The following is a 17,083-nucleotide window of genomic DNA, read 5'->3' on the forward strand; positions in this document are numbered from 1 at the left end:
GTTTAAAATTAATCAAAGAGATAAAATTTTATATGTTTTATTTAACATTATGAACTTTAACTGCCCTTTTTAACTCTAAAATCAACTCTTTTTGTCTATCGTACATATATTTTAGTAAATATGAATCATATGGTTGCTCAAGCTCTAGTCCTACAACTAATTTTGTTTTTGTTTGTCCAACTTCTTGAACAAACATCACATTTCCTTCGATATCCATTATAACAAAACCATTTTCACTAGATTCATTTGGAAACTTAAATCTTAGTTTGACTTTTTTATTTTTTGTTTCACTACTTAAGGAGTGGTTTAGGATAATTGCAATTGCTTGAGTTGAGATATCAAGTATCATACCTTGAAATGAGCTTTTTTCAAACATAACATTAATAGGTGTTCTAATGCTTGGTTGAACCCTTGTTGTTTTTCTATTATTTGCACTTGTTTCTAAAAATCTCAGATTATCTAAAACAGCATATGATTTTTCAATATTTACATAAATAACATCTGCTTCAAGATCTTTTGGTAAATCAGGTGCTTGAATTACAGATTTATTTTCAAACTGCATAGAATATCCCTGTATGCTCTCACAATGAACAAAGTAAGAGTCATCTTTTTCCTTGATAATCTTTGAAGAAGTATTTATACATAGGCCTTTGTATATATTTAAAAGTTTTATTGGTGTTTTATTTGCAATGCAAGTTTTTAAATAGTATTTAATTTGATCATTTTCATCTATGCAATCATCTAAATGATTTATTTCGAAAAAATCACAACTATTGAAATAATTTTCACTATAACTACGAGAACTTATATGCTCTAAAGATTCAATTATTTCATTGATATCAAATTTGTCAATATTTAATGCAGTTGAAGTTATGATTGGTGAAATATTAGCATCAACCTCACTATAAATGATTTTTTGATGGATAGAATCAAGTTCTTCTTTAACTTCTTCAAAGCTTTTTCCTTCAACTAAAAAAACAAAAAAGTGTTGTTCCCATTGTGATAGTTCTTGACAAGTATCTTTGTAAAAGCATAATTTATCGATAAATTTTTTTATAAAATCATGCATTACTATGCTTCCACAGTTTTTTAAGAGCTTATCATAGTTGCTTATATTAATTCCTATTATTGACATTGATACTTCATTGACACTATTTTGTGCTAATCTATCTTTTAATATCTCAATAAATTTAAACCTGCTAACAGTAGATAAATAACCCTCATCATTTTGAACTTCGCCTTGAGGAACGATTGTTAAAAGCTTATCATCATTTGAACTTAGTGTATCTAAGAAAAATTCATAACTCCAATTTTCACCATTTTCATTTTGCATAATAACATCAATTTTTTTTGTTTCATCATCAACTAAAAGTTTATATATGTCTTCATTATTTAAAATTAAAGATTCAATTTCTTTTAGAGTTTTATTTGGAAAAATACTTTTAGCCCTTTCATTGGCAAAGGTTAGTTTTTTTGATTTAAAAATGAGTAAAGCAAATAATGAGTTAATTTTTTTACTAATTTCTATTTGGTGTTTTTCTTCTTTTTTAATCAAGGTTTTCTTAGAGGCCAGTAAGCACAGTGATATAAACTCTTTTTCTTGGATTTTAATGGAGTGCAATTTATTGATAGAAAAATGAAGTGCAAACTTTAGTAAAATAACATTTTCAGTCTCTTTTGTAAATATATAGATTTCTTTATTAGTGTTTTTTTTAACTATTTCATTTAAAAGAACAAATTCATCTTTTTTTAGAGTAGGAAACTCGATAAATAGTATATCAGCTGATTTTTTTTCAAGATTACTATCGTTTATGTTGCAACATTCATATTTTAAAAAATTATTTTTAATATTTGAAATTGGAATAACTGGTGAATTCGTTACTACATGTAGAATTTTTATAGTTGATAACACCTTCAATGATTCATTAGCACCCATATTAAACCTATTAATAATTTTTATGTTTTAACTGACCTTACGCACTATATGTAGTACTTGATGTTTTTTGCAACATTTCATTGGTAGGCAAAAAGTTGAAAAGCTACCCGTAGGTAACTTGAAACTTTTTAACGCCCCAAGGGATTGTTGCAAAAAGCACCCAAAGGGTAAAGCAATAAGGCATTATCTGACGGCGTTAGATTTTTTCACCTTAGCTAAGGCTAGGCTTTTAAAAATCTGCCTTGCATATAACGCCTTCTTGTTTTATCAAGAACTATATATAGTGCGTAAGGTCAGGTTTTAATATAATATCAAAATAATAATTAAAAAACTACTATAGACTACATTATTTTTTAAATGTTTTTACTATACAATTAGACTTACTAATTATAAGGATTTATTTTAATGCATTATTTATCGATTGAAGGCGGTCAAAAATTAAGTGGAGAAGTTGTTGTCTCAGGAGCCAAAAATTCAGCTCTGCCTATTCTTGCTTCAACACTATTATCTAAAAATAAAATTACTATATCAAATTTACCAAATGTAGCTGATGTTAATACTCTTTTAAAGTTACTTGGAAATTTAGGAGCAACTTTTGAACTTCAAGATAATATTGTCAAAATTGATACAACTGGTGTAAATTCTGCTTGTGCTAATTATGATATTGTTAGGAAAATGAGAGCTTCAATACTGACTTTAGGTCCTCTTCTTGCTAGATTTGGGCATTGTGAAGTTTCACTTCCTGGTGGTTGTGCTATTGGTCAAAGACCTATTGATTTGCATCTAAAAGCTTTAGAGCTTATGGGTGCAAAGATAGAATTAAAACAAGGCTATGTTATTGCTACTGCAAAAGATGGCTTAAAGGGTAATACAATTATATTTGATAAAGTTACAGTTACAGGAAGCGAAAATATAATCATGGCTGCTGCACTAGCTCATGGGACTACTAAGTTACTCAATGTAGCAAAAGAGCCTGAAGTTGTACAACTTTGTGAAATTTTAAAAGAAGCTGGCGTAGATATAGAGGGAATTGGAACAGCAAATTTAACTATACAAGGAAGCGGTGGAGAGCTTTTAGACTTTAAAGATATAAAAGTTATACCAGATAGAATAGAAGCTGGAACTTATCTATGTGCTGGAGCGATTACAAACTCAAAAATAACAATTAAAGATGTTATACCAAAACATCTTGAAGCTGTAACGCTAAAATTAATGCAAATGGGATTTGGCATTGAAAGTGGTGAAGATTTTATAACTATACTTCCAGCAGAAAAAATCAAGCCAAGTGATATTGAAACAACAGAATATCCAGGTTTTCCAACAGATTTACAAGCACAATTTATGGCTTTATGTACACAAGCAGATGGAACGAGTATCATAGATGAAAGACTATTTGAAAATCGCTTTATGCATGTAAGTGAACTTAGCAGAATGGGAGCAAAAGTAAAACTAAAAGGACACAGCGCAACTGTTGAAGGAAATTGCTCGCTAAATTCAGCAGATGTTATGGCAACTGACCTTAGAGCAAGTTCAGCACTAATTTTGGCAGCACTAGTAGCAAAAGGCACAACAAGAATTCACAGAATTTATCACCTAGATAGAGGATATGAAAACTTAGAGGGTAAATTCTCAATCCTCGGAGCAAAAATCAAAAGGTTAGAAGAATGAAAAAATTTAATATTGTTAGTTTTGAAGAGGCTATGAATACAGTTGTAAGCTTGATTGATAAAACTCCTATTAAGGAGTATGTGTCTTTATTTGAAGCTCATAATAGAGTTTTATTTGAAGATATAAAGTGTGTAAAAAACTTACCTTCGTTTAACAATTCAGCACTTGATGGATTTGCATTTGATTATAAAAATATTGGTAAAAGTTTAAAAATCAAAAAAACAATTTTTGCAGGTGATTCGATTGAGCCTTGTTTAAATGATGATGAATGTTATAAAATAATGACAGGAGCTAAAGTTCCAAGTGATGCCGATACTATTGTTCCATTTGAAAATGCGATTAGATATGATGATTTACATGCAGAACTTCCAAGTGATACAAAAAAAGGAAATGCATTAAGATTAAAAGGTGAAGAGTGTGCCATAGGTGAGTTACTTTTACAAAAAGGTGAAGTTTTAGATGCTAGTAAAATTGCATATCTTGCTTCGCAAGGTATTAGCGTAGTTCCTGTTTATAAAAAGATATCTATTGCAATATTTTCAACTGGGGATGAGTTAAAAGAGCCTTGGGAAAAAGCGAATGAAGATGAAATATACAATGTAAACTCTTCATCACTAAGAGCAGTTTTAAAAGAGTTTGGTTTTGAAGCTGATTATTGTGGTGTAATTCCTGATAATCTTGAAGATAGTATAGAATATTTTTCAAAAATGAAAAAATATGATGCTATTGTCACAAGCGGTGGCATTAGCATGGGAGAGGCTGATTTTGTCGAAGATGCTTTAAAGGCAAATGGTTTTGAAGACTCTTTTCACGGGATCAATATAAAACCTGGTAAACCAACTATGTTTGGAAAAATGGATGAAACTCTAGTTGCTTCAATGCCTGGCAATCCTCTTGCTGCATATGTAAATGCATTTTTATTTTTAATTCCAGCTTTAAAAAGTTTACAAGGCTATGATAATGTTCATCATGATTTAGTTGAAGTTGTCAACGATGAAGAGCTTAGATTAAAAAACAAAAGAGTAAATATAGTTTTGGGTAATGTAAGAGATAGTAAATTTATTGCATTTAACAACAATAAATATGGCTCAGGAATGATAACTCCTATTGTACAAAGTAATGCAATATTTTTGTCTTCATTAGAAGATAGCCTTATAAAGAGTGGAGAAAAAATAAAGGTTATATTTTTTTAACATTAATAATATAGGTAAAAAATTATAAACTATTTTTAAGTTTATAAAGATATAATTTTACTCTATAATATTAAAAGGATGTGGATGTTAAGTTTTACAAAGAATATTAAAATATCGACAAAACTATTATGGATTTCAATTGCTTCAGTAGTTGGCTTAATTCTTTTATCTGGAATTAGTATCAATTCAAGCATCGTAGGCTCAAACGCACTTGAAAAAATATATGAAAAAAATGTTGTTCCAGAATCACAAATTAATTATGCTAGAGAACAGTTTGATAAAATTCTAAATGATTTGATTCAAGTAACTAGCGAGTTTTTACCAACAGGACAAGCAAGAGATAGAGTTCATGTTATAGAAAAAGATATGGATAATTTCTTTGAGAATGCAAAAAAGAGTGACTTTTTTAAAGATCCATATCTAAAGAAAAATCTTGATGAAGCATACGCTAAATATAAACAAGAGATAAAGCCAATGTTTGATGAGATATATGATGTGTATGTTAAAGATGATCCTGATGATATCGGTGATGTTGCTGTTGATGTAGAAGCTCCATCAAAATATATTTCAAAAAGATTTTTGAATATGTCTCAGTACACAAATAAAAGAATAAAAAAGATTAGTGAAGAAATTAGAAGTTCATTGGAGATAAATTATAATCTTAATATTATAGTATCAGTTATTATTTTATTGTCTACATGTGTGGTTTTATGGAGGATGGGAAGGTATATAGTAAATAGTATAAACCATATAAAAACTCACATTTCAAACAATGCCCATCATTTAAATTTGGATAATGATGTAATTTTTGAAAATAATGACGAATTAGGAGAAATTTGTAATAATATAAATAACCTTATGCATGCTATAAAAAATGCAATTATTAAAGCAAAAACAAATGTTGAACAAACTGCAAGTGTAAATGATAGTGTAAAGAATTCTTCAAAAGATATCATAGAATTAGCCTCAAAACAAGATGAAATTGTAGAAAAAGTAAATACTGATACGAGTGAGATTAATATAGAACTTAATGAGCAAAAAGAAATAGCAGAAAAATCAGCAAGTTATATGCAAGAAGATTATGAAATGCTCGATAGGATGATAAAAACACTAGATGGTATAGTAGCAAGTATAAACAATATAAGTTCAGATGAACAAGAAATTTTGTTAAAAGTAAACGAACTTTCAGAACAAACAATACAAATAAGAAATGTTCTAGAAATCATAAGTGATATCTCAGAACAAACTAACTTATTGGCCCTAAATGCAGCAATTGAAGCTGCACGTGCTGGTGAGCATGGACGAGGTTTTGCAGTTGTTGCTGAAGAAGTAAGAAAATTAGCTGAGAGAACTCAAAAATCACTCTTAGAGATCGATGCTACGATTAGCGTTGTAGTTCAAAGTGTAAATCAAGTAAGTGAAAATATAAAACAAAACAATGAGCAAGTCTCAGTTCTAAATAACAATGCAAATGAAATATCAACAATGGCAACTGATACAAAAAATTCTACTGCTAAAAGCTTAGAAATTACAAATATTGCAAAACAAAAAAGTATAATGATTACTGAAAAGATTAAAGAATTGGCAAAACAAGTTAGCTCAGCTACCAACATAACTCATAAAAATAAAGAAGTAGCTAGTCACTTAACCCAAATTGCAAACTCTTTAGAAGAAGCAACAAGTGATTTAAAACATGAAATAGATGTGTTTAAAGTTTAATCCCCTTAAAATGTGTTAAAATAACGCATTTGACAATAAAGGGGTTTTTTTGATAAAATTTTGCCGATTTTTAAGCGGGAATAGCTCAGTGGTAGAGCACAACCTTGCCAAGGTTGGGGTCGCGAGTTCGAACCTCGTTTCCCGCTCCATTGTGTTATTGCTACTAGTAATATCTCCTTTTTATGCACTAGATTTAAAAGAACAATATTGTATAGATGACCAAACATCTTTAGATAGCAGTTTTTTTGGATTAGAAGAAAAATTTCATGTGATTGATATACCAAAAATCAAAACTATTCATAAAGTACCCTCTTTACATGTAACAAAAGTTTTTAAAGAACATAAGATAGAAGTTAATGATGTAAAATCAGGAATAATAGTTTTTAAAAGGAATTGTGATATATCAGGTAAAAAAGAGGAATTGTCATTAAAACTATTGGAGGAGTTTGAAAAAAAATATCCTTGCTTGAATACAGAAGATTTGCCAGATATCATTGCAGTATCAACTTTACCATATGATTTTAAAACATATGAGTTATTGAGGATTGAGTTGAAATCTGTTTTTTTAAGAAAATCAAAAGGCTCATTTAAAGCTATTTTTAAAACTCCTAATGGAGCAGAAAAAAATATTTATTTTAAATTTTTTATAAATGCATATATAAAAACTTTTAAAGCTAAACATAAATTGTATAACGATAAAATTCTCTCTTTTAATGATGTCAAAACTGTTGAAGTGCCGATAGATAAATTACCTAGTAAAGCAATTGTTTGTGAGTTGCCTAAAAAACTTATGACAAAAAGTTATGTTAGTGCAAATTCGATTTTAAGTATGAATAAATTTAAATATAAAAAAGATATACTAAGAGGTGATAATCTTAGAGCATATATAAGAGATGGAATGCTTGTAATTACAACTCCAGCAACTGCTTTAAGTGATGCAAATATCGGCGATGTAATAAAAGTAAAAACTGAATCAAGAAAAATAGTCAGAGCAAAAATAGTTTCAAAATATAAAGCTATTGTATTGGAGTAAAATGAAAAGATTAATAGTTGGGGTAAGTGGAGCTAGTGGTGCTAGCTTAGCCCAGAGATTCATTGATAAGCTACCTAAAGATTTAGAAGTTTATATAATACCAACAAATAGTGCAAAAATTGTTTTAAAAAGAGAAGAAAATAGAGTATTTTTGGATAATTCTGACATAGGAGCGATTAGTGCATCTGGCTCATTTAAATCTGATGGAATGGTCATCATACCTTGTAGTATGAATACTTTAGCTAAGATTAGTTGTGGCATTGCAGATAATTTATTGACAAGAACTGCTAGTGTGATGATAAAAGAAAAAAGAACTCTACTTTTAGCACCAAGAGAGATGCCCTACTCTTCTATTGCATTAGAAAATATGTTAAAACTCTCAAACTTGGGTGTTATCATAGCTCCTCCGGTTAGCGGGTATTATGCTGATATAAAATCGTTAGAAGATATGGAAGATTTTTTTATAGGTAAATGGTTTGATTTATTAGGAATTGAAAATGAATTATATAAAAGGTGGGAAGGATGAGTAAGCAAGTAGCGATTTATCCTGGTACGTTTGATCCAATTACAAATGGTCATTTGGATGTTATAAAAAGAGCTGTAAAGATTTTTGATAAAGTTTATGTAGCAGTTGCAGAATCTGAAAGTAAAAAACCAATGTTTGATTTAAAAACTAGGGTAAAAATGGCCAAAGAAGTTAGTAAGAATTTTGATAATGTAGAGGTTATATCTTTTACAGGTTTGTTAGTAGATTGTTGCAAAAAACAAAATGCAAAGGTTATCGTAAGAGGCTTAAGAGCAGTTAGTGATTTTGAATATGAACTACAAATTGGTTATGCAAATGCATCACTTGATAGTAGCATTGATACTGTTTATCTCATGCCAACACTAAATAGTGCTTTCATAAGTTCAACTGTAGTTAGAGATATACTAAAACATGGTGGAAATGTTATGCATTTGGTGCCAAAAGAGATAAAACAATATGTACATAATATTTGAAGGAGTTGATACTTGTGGCAAAAGTACACAAGTAGAATTGTTTAAAAATAGAAAAAGTGATGTAGTAGTAACTAGTGAGCCAGGTGGTACTAAAGTTGGTAAAAAATTTAGAGAAATACTACTTGAGAGTGATGAAAAACTTAGTGTAAACGCTGAACTTCTTTTATTTTTAACTGATAGAGCTGAACACTTCGATAAAGTTGTTAAACCAAATATATTAGATAAATATGTACTAAGTGATAGAGGCTTAATCTCAGGAATTGCTTATGCTTTAGCAAACCATAGTAATCTTGATCTGAATTTTTTGATTGAGCTTAATAAGTTTGCATTGGAAGGAAATTTACCAAATAAAGTAGTTTTATTTCAAACAGATTATGAATTGATAAGCTCAAGATTAAGTAAAAAAGAGCATGATAAGATTGAATTAAGAGGGATTGAGTACCTACTAAAGGTTCAAGAAATTATGTTAGAAGTTATAAAAGCTTTACATGTAGAATATATTTTGATTGATTCACATAAAAGTATAGAAGAAATTTATAAAAAGATAGAGGAATTTATTTATGATTAATCCATTAAGAGGAATGAAAGATACTATCAATGATAGTGCAAAAAGATATAGCTATTTAGTAGAAAATTGTTCAAGAATTGCAAAGAATTATGGGTTTAATTTTATTGAAACACCTATTTTAGAAGATACTTCACTATTTAAAAGAAGTGTTGGAGAAAGTAGTGATATTGTTGGTAAAGAGATGTATCAGTTTATCGATAAAGGTGGTAATGATGTATGTCTTAGACCTGAAGGAACAGCTGGAGTTGTAAGAGCTTTGATTAGTTCTAAGCTTGATAGAGTTGCTGGTGTAAAAAGATACTTTTACTATGGTCCTATGTTTAGATATGAAAGACCTCAAAAAGGAAGACTAAGACAGTTTCATCAGTTTGGAGTTGAGAGTTTTGGTGAAAGTAGTGTTGTAGAAGATGCTATGATAATAGTAATGCTAAAAGAGATGTTTGATTTTTTAGGGATAAAGTACAAACTTCTTATAAATTCTCTAGGATGTCCTGTTTGTATGCCTCCATATAGAGAAAATTTAGTTAATTTTTTAGATAAAACAGAGGGACTTTGTGAAGATTGCCAAAGAAGAAAAGTATTAAACCCTATTAGAGTTCTTGATTGTAAAAATGAGCATTGTCAAAGTTTATTAACTAATGCTCCTAGATTGTTAGATAATTTATGCTCTACATGTAGTGATGATTTTAATAAACTAAAAGAAATTTTAGATAGTTTTAATATAGAGTACGAGGTTGATTCATCTTTAGTTCGTGGGCTTGATTATTACAATAAAACAGCATTTGAGTTTATAAGTGATGAGATAGGCTCACAAAGCGCAATAGCTGGTGGTGGACGATATGATAGACTTGTTGAATTTTTAGATGGTAAACCAACAGCTGGAGTTGGTTTTGCTATGGGAATTGAAAGGTTGATGGAGCTTATAAAGCTTCCTGAAGAGAATAAAGATGGCTATTATATTGGGGCTATGAATGATGAAGCATTAAAAAGTGTTTTAAAATTGGTTGTTGAGAAAAGAAAAATAGATAAAGTTACAACGCAATATGTTTCAAAATCTATAAAAGCTCATCTTAAAATGGCTGATAAAGTAAATGCAAAATATTTCATTGCAATTGGAGATGATGAATTAAAAAATGGTGTTTATACAGTTAAAAATTTAGAAAGCAAAGAAGAAACTAAAGAAAAATTTCAAATCTAGGAAATCAAATGGATTATGGTTTAAGTAATTGGGGAAATGATAATTATATCATCGAAGATGGTAAGGTAAAATTAAAAAGTTTTACTAAACCAGCCCTGATAGATATCATAAAAGATATAAGGAAAAGAGGGATAAGTGGACCAATTTTACTTCGCTTCCCTCACTTAATAAAAAAACAAATTGAAATAGTTTATAGTTATTTTAGAAAAGCAAAACAAGAGTTTAATTATAATGGAAAGTTTCAAGCTGTTTATCCTTTAAAAGTTAATCAATATCCAAATTTTGTAAAAAACCTTGTAAGGTTGGGAGAAAAATATAACTATGGATTAGAAGCTGGAAGTAAGGCTGAGTTATTGCTTGCAATGAGTTACAATAATCCAGATGCACCAATTACTGTAAATGGTTTTAAAGATAAAGAGATGATATCCATAGGTTTTATAGCTGCAAATATGGGATATGATATAACTATAACCATTGAAGGTTTAAATGAACTTGAAAATATCATTGAAATTGCAAAAGAGCATAAGGGAAAATTACCAAATATTGGTTTAAGGATAAGACTTCACAGCTCAGGAAGTGGAATTTGGGCAAAAAGTGGAGGAATAAACTCTAAGTTTGGATTAACTTCAACTGAACTAATAGAAGCTATAAATGCACTAATAAAAAATAATCTTTTAGATAGTTTTACAATGATTCATTTTCATATTGGCTCACAAATAACAGATATTGCTCCAGTTAAAAAAGCTCTTAGAGAGGTTGGGAATATATATGCTGAACTTAAAAAAATGGGTGCAGATAACTTAAATGCAATTAATCTAGGTGGTGGTTTAGCAGTTGAGTACTCCCAACATGATGATAAGATACTAAGAAACTATACAGTTAGCGAGTATGCTAATGATGTTGTATATCTTTTGAAAGATATTTCATCGAAAAAAGGTGTTAAAGAGCCTGATATCTTTATAGAATCAGGAAGATACATAGCGGCTCATCATGCAGTTTTAGTTGCACCTGTGCTAGAGCTTTTTTCAGGAGAGTATACAGAAAAAAAATTGATAAAGAAAAACAACCCTCCTTTAGTTCAAGAGTTATATGATCTTTATAATACTATTAACAAAGCAAATGCTTTAGAGTATTTACACGATAGTATCGATCATATGGAATCACTTTTAACTCTATTTGATTTAGGATATATTGATTTAAAAGATAGGTCCAATACGGAAGTTTTAGTAAATTTAATCATCAAAAAAGCCATTTTACTTTTAAAGGACAAGCACTATAAAGAGTTAATTTCGATTCAAGATAGAGTTCAAGAAAGATATTTGGTCAATTTTTCACTGTTTCAAAGCTTACCAGATTTTTGGGGATTAAATCAGCATTTTCCAGTTATGCCACTAGATAGATTGGATGAAAAAGCAACTCGCTCTGCTTCTATTTGGGATATAACTTGTGATAGTGATGGAGAAGTTGGTTTTAATCCTAAAAAGCCATTGTTTTTACATGATGTTGATTTAGAAAAAGATGATTACTTTTTAGGCTTTTTCTTGCTTGGAGCATATCAAGAAATACTTGGAATGAAACACAATCTTTTTACACATCCAACAGAAGTTACGATAGATGTAAATGATCAAGGATATGAAATCACTAACATCATAGAAGCTCAGAGCATAAGTGATATATTTGAAGATTTAGACTACGATATTGATGAGATTTCAGAAAACTTAAGTTTAAAAATTGAAAATTCTAATTTAATAGATGATAAACAAAGAAGTTATATATTAAAAGAGATAAATTCACTCTTAAATAACAATTGTTATTTAAAAAATGAGGAGTATAGATAGATGAATACATCTTTATGGCAGATTATCAAAGAAGATTTTTCTCAGCCAGTAAAAAATGATCCCGCAATTAATTCCAAATTTGAACTGTTTTTTAATTATCCAGGAGTTTGGGCATTAGTAAATTATAGATTTGCAAATAGGTTATATAAAAAAGGGTTTAAATTAATAGCTAGAGCTATTATGGGTATAACTCAAATAATTACAAATATTGACCTTCATCCAGCTGCAACAATTGGTAGAAGAGTATTTTTTGACCATGCTTTTGGATTAGTTATAGGAGAAACTGCAATCGTCGAAGATGATGTTTTAATTTACCAAGGAGTTACACTTGGTGGTGTTACTTTAGATAGAGGAGTTAAAAGGCATCCTACTATTAAAAGTGGCTCTGTAATTGGTGCAGGAGCAAAAGTTTTAGGGGATATTGTAGTTGGCCATAATTGTAGAATTGGTTCAAACTCAGTTGTTGTAAAAGATGTACCAGATGAATCTACGGCAGTTGGAATTCCAGCCAGAGTTATTACAAAAGGAAGAGATAAAAGTCCTCTTGCACATAATAAAATTCCAGATATTAACAAAGAGTTATTTGCTTATTTATTTAAGCGTATTAAGATACTTGAAGATGCAATGCAAACTTGCGATAAAACTACATGTAATAGAGATATAGTTAAATTTGATGAAGAATTAGAAGAAATATATAAACAATTTATAAAAAGTATAAAAGATTAGTTGAATTTTTGATATAATCTATAAACTAAATTTTAATTAGAAGGGTTAACATGATTGCAAAGAGAGTTGAGGTTCTTAGCGAGTCTATAACTATAGCTATTTCTACTTTAGCAAAAAAGATGAAAGCTGAAGGTAAAGATGTTCTTAGTTTTTCTGCAGGTGAACCTGATTTTGGAACACCAAAAATCATAAGAGATGCTGCTATTAAGGCTATAGAAGAAGGAAACAATGGCTATACACCAGTGCCAGGTACTCCTGAAGTTTTAAAAGCAATTCAAACTAAATTAAAAAATGAAAATAATTTAGATTATGAAACAAGTGACATCATAACAAATGTTGGAGCAAAGCACTCTTTGTTTAATCTGTTTCAAGTTTTACTAAATGAAGGAGATGAAGTAATTATTCCAGCTCCTTATTGGGTAACTTATCCAGAGATTGTAAAGTACTCAAAAGGTATTCCTGTTTTTATTGATACTAATGATGCAAGTGAGTTTAAAATAACTGCTGAACAACTTAAAAATGCAATTACTGATAAAACAAAAATACTAGTTTTAAATACACCTTCAAATCCTACTGGATCACTTTATACAAAAGAGGATTTAGAAGGATTGGCAAAAGTTTTAGAAGGAACAGATATTTTAGTTTTTTCAGATGAAATGTATGAGAAAATTTTATTTGATGGTAACAAATTTACTTCAGTAGCTTCTATAAGTGAAGATATGTTTAAAAGAACAATAACTATAAATGGACTTAGTAAATCAGTTGCAATGACTGGATGGAGATTTGGCTATCTTGCAACTCCTATAAAAGAGATTACATCAGCTGTTAAGAAACTTCAATCTCAAAGTACTTCAAATATAAACTCTATTACTCAAAAAGCTGCAATTCCTGCACTTCTTGGTGAAGCAAATGAAGATATTGAGATGATGAGACAAGCCTTTGAAAAAAGAAGAGATATTGCACTTGAATTATTTAACGAAATTGATGGATTAAGCGTAGTAAAACCAAAAGGTGCTTTTTATCTATATGTAAACTGTAAAAAAGTTAGTAATGATTCAGTGGAATTTTGCAAGAGATTATTGGAAGAAAAAGGCGTAGCAACAGTTCCAGGGCTTGGTTTTGGAACAGAAGGTTACTTTAGATTTTCTTTTGCAACAGATGAAAAAAGTATCATTGAAGGAATAAATAGAATTAAATCTTTTGTTGAAAATTTCTAATACCTAAAATTCACCCCAATATGGGGTGAAAATCCCCATATAAGGTAGGCTAAAATGAATAAATATACTATTGCTCTTGCAAATACATGTTTAGGTTGTAAAAAACCTTCCTGTCAGGTTGGATGCCCTGTTAATACTCCCATAATGCAGATGATAAAAATGTTTTTAAACGGAGAGATAAAAGAAGCAGGAAAAATGCTTTTTGAAAATAATCCGCTCTCAGTTATATGCTCTCTAGTTTGCCCACATGAAAAACATTGCGAAGGACACTGTGTTTTAAACAAAAAAAAGACTGCAGTTAGTGTTGGGGCTATAGAAAACTATATATCAGATTTTTATCTAAATGATACAGAATTTCAAAAGCCAGTTTACAATGGTAAAAATGTAGCAATCATTGGAAGTGGACCAGCTGGAATTGCTCTAGCTTTTATACTAGCAGCAAAAGGTTATGGTATTACTATGTATGATGGGCATGATAAGATTGGTGGGGTTTTAAGATATGGAATTCCTGATTTTAGATTAGATAAAACCACTCTTGATAGATTAATAGACAAGCTAAAACTACTTGGCGTTAAAATTCGTCCAAATATTTTAATTGGTAAAAATATAACGATTGATGATTTATTTCGTGATGGTTATGATGCAATTAGTCTAACTATGGGAGTTTGGAAACCTCAAAAACTAGGTATAAAGGGTGAGAGTTTAGGTCATGTTCATTTTGCAATTGATTATCTAAAAAATCCTGATGTATATGATATAGGCAAAAGAGTTGTTGTATTAGGAGCAGGGAATGTTGCGATGGATGTTGCAAGGACTGCTATTAGAAAAGGTGCAAAACAAGTAATTGTTGTGTATAGAAAAGGAGAAGATGACATTCCTGCTGAAAAACACGAGGTAGATTGCGCAAAGATTGATGGAGTTAAATTTGACTTTTATAAAGAACCTCAAGAGATAACTTTTGATGGCTTGGTATATAAGAGTACTAATGGTAGCGATGAAATCGGGCTAATACAAGCAGATACAATTTTTGTATCTATTAGTCAAAAACCAAGAGGTGTCTTAGCTCAACACAATCAAGATATCAATGTTGATAGATGGGGATTTTTTCAAACAGATGAAAATGGTATGACTTCAAGGCCTGGAGTTTTTGCTTCTGGTGATGCGGTAACTGGAGCTAGAACGGTAGTTGAAGCTGTAGCATTTTCTAAAAAAGTAGCTGTTGCTATTGAAGAATATATTCAAAACAAATAAAAAAATACTTCTACATGTAGAGAGTTTCTACATGTAGAAAATAATTTATTATTTATTGCCGTATTTCTCTTTAGCTTCTTCTAAAGCTTCGATAAGCTGGTCTAGATTTTCATAAGGTATGTGAGCTTTCCAATCTGGAGCACTGTCGTCACCTTTTAGTGATATACCAATACTTACTACAGGAAAAGAGCCAGTTCCATATGGTTCTTCTAGATGAGAAACTGAAATCACGCCTTTTTTTGTATCTGCTAATGGGAATGTTTTTAATATTGTATTTTTTCCACTCATTTTTTAATCTCCTTAATTTTGTTTTTGTTTTTTACTAAAAAATTTTATCATTCTAAGCTGAATTTTTAGCCAATCTTTTTGTAACATCAAAGGAAAACCTCCATAAGTTTTTCCACCTTCGATTGATTTACTTACTCCTCCTCTTGCTGCTATCATAGCAAAGTCACCAATTTTTAGGTGCCCTGCTGTGGCACTTTGTCCACCCATGATAACATTTCGTCCAAGAGTACTTGAACCAGATAATCCAGTTTGGCTAACTATGATACAAGCTTCTCCTAGTTCACAGTTGTGTCCAATTTGGACAAGATTATCTATTTTTGTATTTTTCCCAATCACAGTTGAGCCAAAAACTGCTTTATCGATAGTTGTATTTGCACCAATTTCTACATCTTCTTCAAGAACAACATTTCCATGGTGATATATTTTTACATGCTCACCTATTTGAGTATGAGCATAACCAAATCCATCACTACCGATGATTGCACCAGCTTGTATGATACAATTATCTTTTATAACGCAATTATCATAGATGACAACATTTGGATAAATTGTTACATTTTTACCGATTTTAACATTTGCACCAATTACAACACCAGGCATGATTCTTGTACCCTCTTCTACAACACTAGAGCTACCAATAACTACACTTTTATCTATTTGTGTATTTTCATTAATGCTTGGTTCAACACTGCAATCAAATGCACTTTTAGCAAAAAATTTGCTAAGTTTTGCCATAATCAAATATGGATTTTCATTTACTATAGCATTTACATTATCAGGCAAAAAATCTTTATGCTCTTCTTTTAATATTACAGCTCCAGCAGAAGTTTTTTTCAAATCTTCTAAAAGTTTTAAATCTGTAAAAAAAGAAATTTGATCTTTTTTTGCATCTTTGATTGTTGCAAATGAAACTACATCAAAATCTTCTCCAGTGTAGTTTAAATCAATTTTATTTAAAAGTTCACTAATTTTCATTAAACATCCAAAGCAACTGAACCACCACGAACCATTTCAGTTGGATTATATTTTTTAATTGCTTTTAAAAAGTTGTCAACTTTATGTGAATCATCTGCTATCATAATAACTATATATGTTTCTCCACTTGAAGCAACTGTTCCATTGTAAGCTTTTAGCATCATATCAAGTCCACTAAAGTCTTCACTAAGTGGGATTTTAACTAAAGCTAACTCTTTTTCAACAAAATCACCACTTTCTATAACTTTATAAGTTGGAATAAGTTTATGAAGTTGTTTTACGATTTGTTCTAGTACCCTTTGGTTTCCACTTGTAACTATTGTCAATCTTGAAAATTCAGTATCTGGAATAGGAGCAACTGTTAAGGAATCAATGTTATATCCACGACCAGCGAAAAGTCCAGAAATTCTTGAAAGTACACCATCCTCATTTGTAACTATAACAGAAAGTACGCGTCTTAAATTTTCCATTTCA

The 17,083-nt window shown here is 30.0% G+C and carries 16 protein-coding genes and 1 tRNA gene; 13 read left to right on the plus strand and 4 right to left on the minus strand.

Annotated elements, in window-relative coordinates; translation table 11 throughout:
* Positions 1-37: 37 nt before the first annotated feature.
* Positions 38-1,936 carry a PilZ domain-containing protein gene (locus tag ACKGJI_RS05870; RefSeq protein ID WP_458701654.1) on the minus strand — a complete coding sequence of 633 codons (1,899 nt, stop codon included), beginning with the start codon at positions 1,934-1,936 and terminating at the stop codon, positions 38-40.
* Between the two features lie 405 nt (positions 1,937-2,341).
* Between ACKGJI_RS05870 and murA the strand changes: the two genes are divergently transcribed.
* The 13 genes from murA (at position 2,342) to ACKGJI_RS05935 (ending at position 15,346) form a co-directional block, all read left to right on the plus strand.
* Positions 2,342-3,604, plus strand: coding sequence for a UDP-N-acetylglucosamine 1-carboxyvinyltransferase (gene murA, locus ACKGJI_RS05875; RefSeq protein WP_458701655.1), 1,263 nt, complete (start codon positions 2,342-2,344; stop codon positions 3,602-3,604).
* Positions 3,601-4,797, plus strand: a complete 1,197-nt coding sequence (locus ACKGJI_RS05880) for a molybdopterin molybdotransferase MoeA (RefSeq protein ID WP_458701656.1) — start codon at positions 3,601-3,603, stop codon at positions 4,795-4,797. Before murA ends, ACKGJI_RS05880 begins: the two co-directional genes overlap by 4 nt.
* A gap of 84 nt (positions 4,798-4,881) precedes the next feature.
* Entirely contained in the window at positions 4,882-6,516 is a 1,635-nt protein-coding gene (locus ACKGJI_RS05885; protein WP_458701657.1) for a methyl-accepting chemotaxis protein, read from the plus strand.
* A gap of 74 nt (positions 6,517-6,590) precedes the next feature.
* Positions 6,591-6,665 (plus strand) — tRNA-Gly (locus ACKGJI_RS05890).
* An 8-nt stretch (positions 6,666-6,673) separates the two neighbouring features.
* Entirely contained in the window at positions 6,674-7,549 is an 876-nt protein-coding gene (gene flgA / locus ACKGJI_RS05895; RefSeq protein WP_458701658.1) for a flagellar basal body P-ring formation chaperone FlgA, read from the plus strand.
* Between the two features lies 1 nt (position 7,550).
* Positions 7,551-8,075, plus strand: coding sequence for a UbiX family flavin prenyltransferase (locus tag ACKGJI_RS05900; RefSeq protein ID WP_458701659.1), 525 nt, complete (start codon positions 7,551-7,553; stop codon positions 8,073-8,075).
* Complete coding sequence (gene coaD / locus ACKGJI_RS05905; RefSeq protein WP_458701661.1) at positions 8,072-8,548, plus strand: pantetheine-phosphate adenylyltransferase; 477 nt, start codon at positions 8,072-8,074, stop codon at positions 8,546-8,548. The genes ACKGJI_RS05900 and coaD overlap by 4 nt, the downstream gene beginning before the upstream one ends.
* The gene (tmk, locus tag ACKGJI_RS05910) at positions 8,532-9,116 is read left to right on the plus strand and encodes a dTMP kinase (protein ID WP_458701662.1); all 585 of its coding nucleotides are present in this window, start codon (positions 8,532-8,534) and stop codon (positions 9,114-9,116) included. The genes coaD and tmk overlap by 17 nt, the downstream gene beginning before the upstream one ends.
* Positions 9,109-10,314: a histidine--tRNA ligase gene (hisS, locus tag ACKGJI_RS05915; RefSeq protein ID WP_458701663.1), complete on the plus strand. Its 1,206-nt coding sequence runs from the start codon at positions 9,109-9,111 to the stop codon at positions 10,312-10,314. The genes tmk and hisS overlap by 8 nt, the downstream gene beginning before the upstream one ends.
* An 8-nt stretch (positions 10,315-10,322) precedes the next feature.
* Positions 10,323-12,152, plus strand: coding sequence for a biosynthetic arginine decarboxylase (speA, locus tag ACKGJI_RS05920; protein ID WP_458701664.1), 1,830 nt, complete (start codon positions 10,323-10,325; stop codon positions 12,150-12,152).
* Positions 12,153-12,878, plus strand: a complete 726-nt coding sequence (gene cysE, locus ACKGJI_RS05925) for a serine O-acetyltransferase (RefSeq protein ID WP_458701665.1) — start codon at positions 12,153-12,155, stop codon at positions 12,876-12,878.
* Positions 12,879-12,928: 50 nt separating this feature from the next.
* Positions 12,929-14,095 (plus strand): pyridoxal phosphate-dependent aminotransferase, encoded by a 1,167-nt coding sequence (locus ACKGJI_RS05930; protein WP_458699324.1) that lies wholly within the window; start codon positions 12,929-12,931, stop codon positions 14,093-14,095.
* A gap of 54 nt (positions 14,096-14,149) precedes the next feature.
* Positions 14,150-15,346, plus strand: a complete 1,197-nt coding sequence (locus tag ACKGJI_RS05935) for an NAD(P)-dependent oxidoreductase (protein WP_458699326.1) — start codon at positions 14,150-14,152, stop codon at positions 15,344-15,346.
* Positions 15,347-15,394: 48 nt separating this feature from the next.
* Here ACKGJI_RS05935 and ACKGJI_RS05940 read toward each other — a convergent pair whose 3' ends face one another.
* The 3 genes from ACKGJI_RS05940 to ilvN are packed head-to-tail and all read right to left on the minus strand — an operon-like array spanning position 15,395 to position 17,079.
* Positions 15,395-15,634: a hypothetical protein gene (locus ACKGJI_RS05940; protein WP_458699328.1), complete on the minus strand. Its 240-nt coding sequence runs from the start codon at positions 15,632-15,634 to the stop codon at positions 15,395-15,397.
* 12 nt (positions 15,635-15,646) lie between these two features.
* Entirely contained in the window at positions 15,647-16,609 is a 963-nt protein-coding gene (gene lpxD, locus ACKGJI_RS05945; RefSeq protein ID WP_458699330.1) for a UDP-3-O-(3-hydroxymyristoyl)glucosamine N-acyltransferase, read from the minus strand.
* Complete coding sequence (ilvN, locus tag ACKGJI_RS05950; protein WP_458699332.1) at positions 16,609-17,079, minus strand: acetolactate synthase small subunit; 471 nt, start codon at positions 17,077-17,079, stop codon at positions 16,609-16,611. The genes lpxD and ilvN overlap by 1 nt, the downstream gene beginning before the upstream one ends.
* Positions 17,080-17,083 lie beyond the last annotated feature (4 nt).

The sequence above is a fragment of the Sulfurospirillum sp. 1307 genome (genome assembly GCF_054408545.1).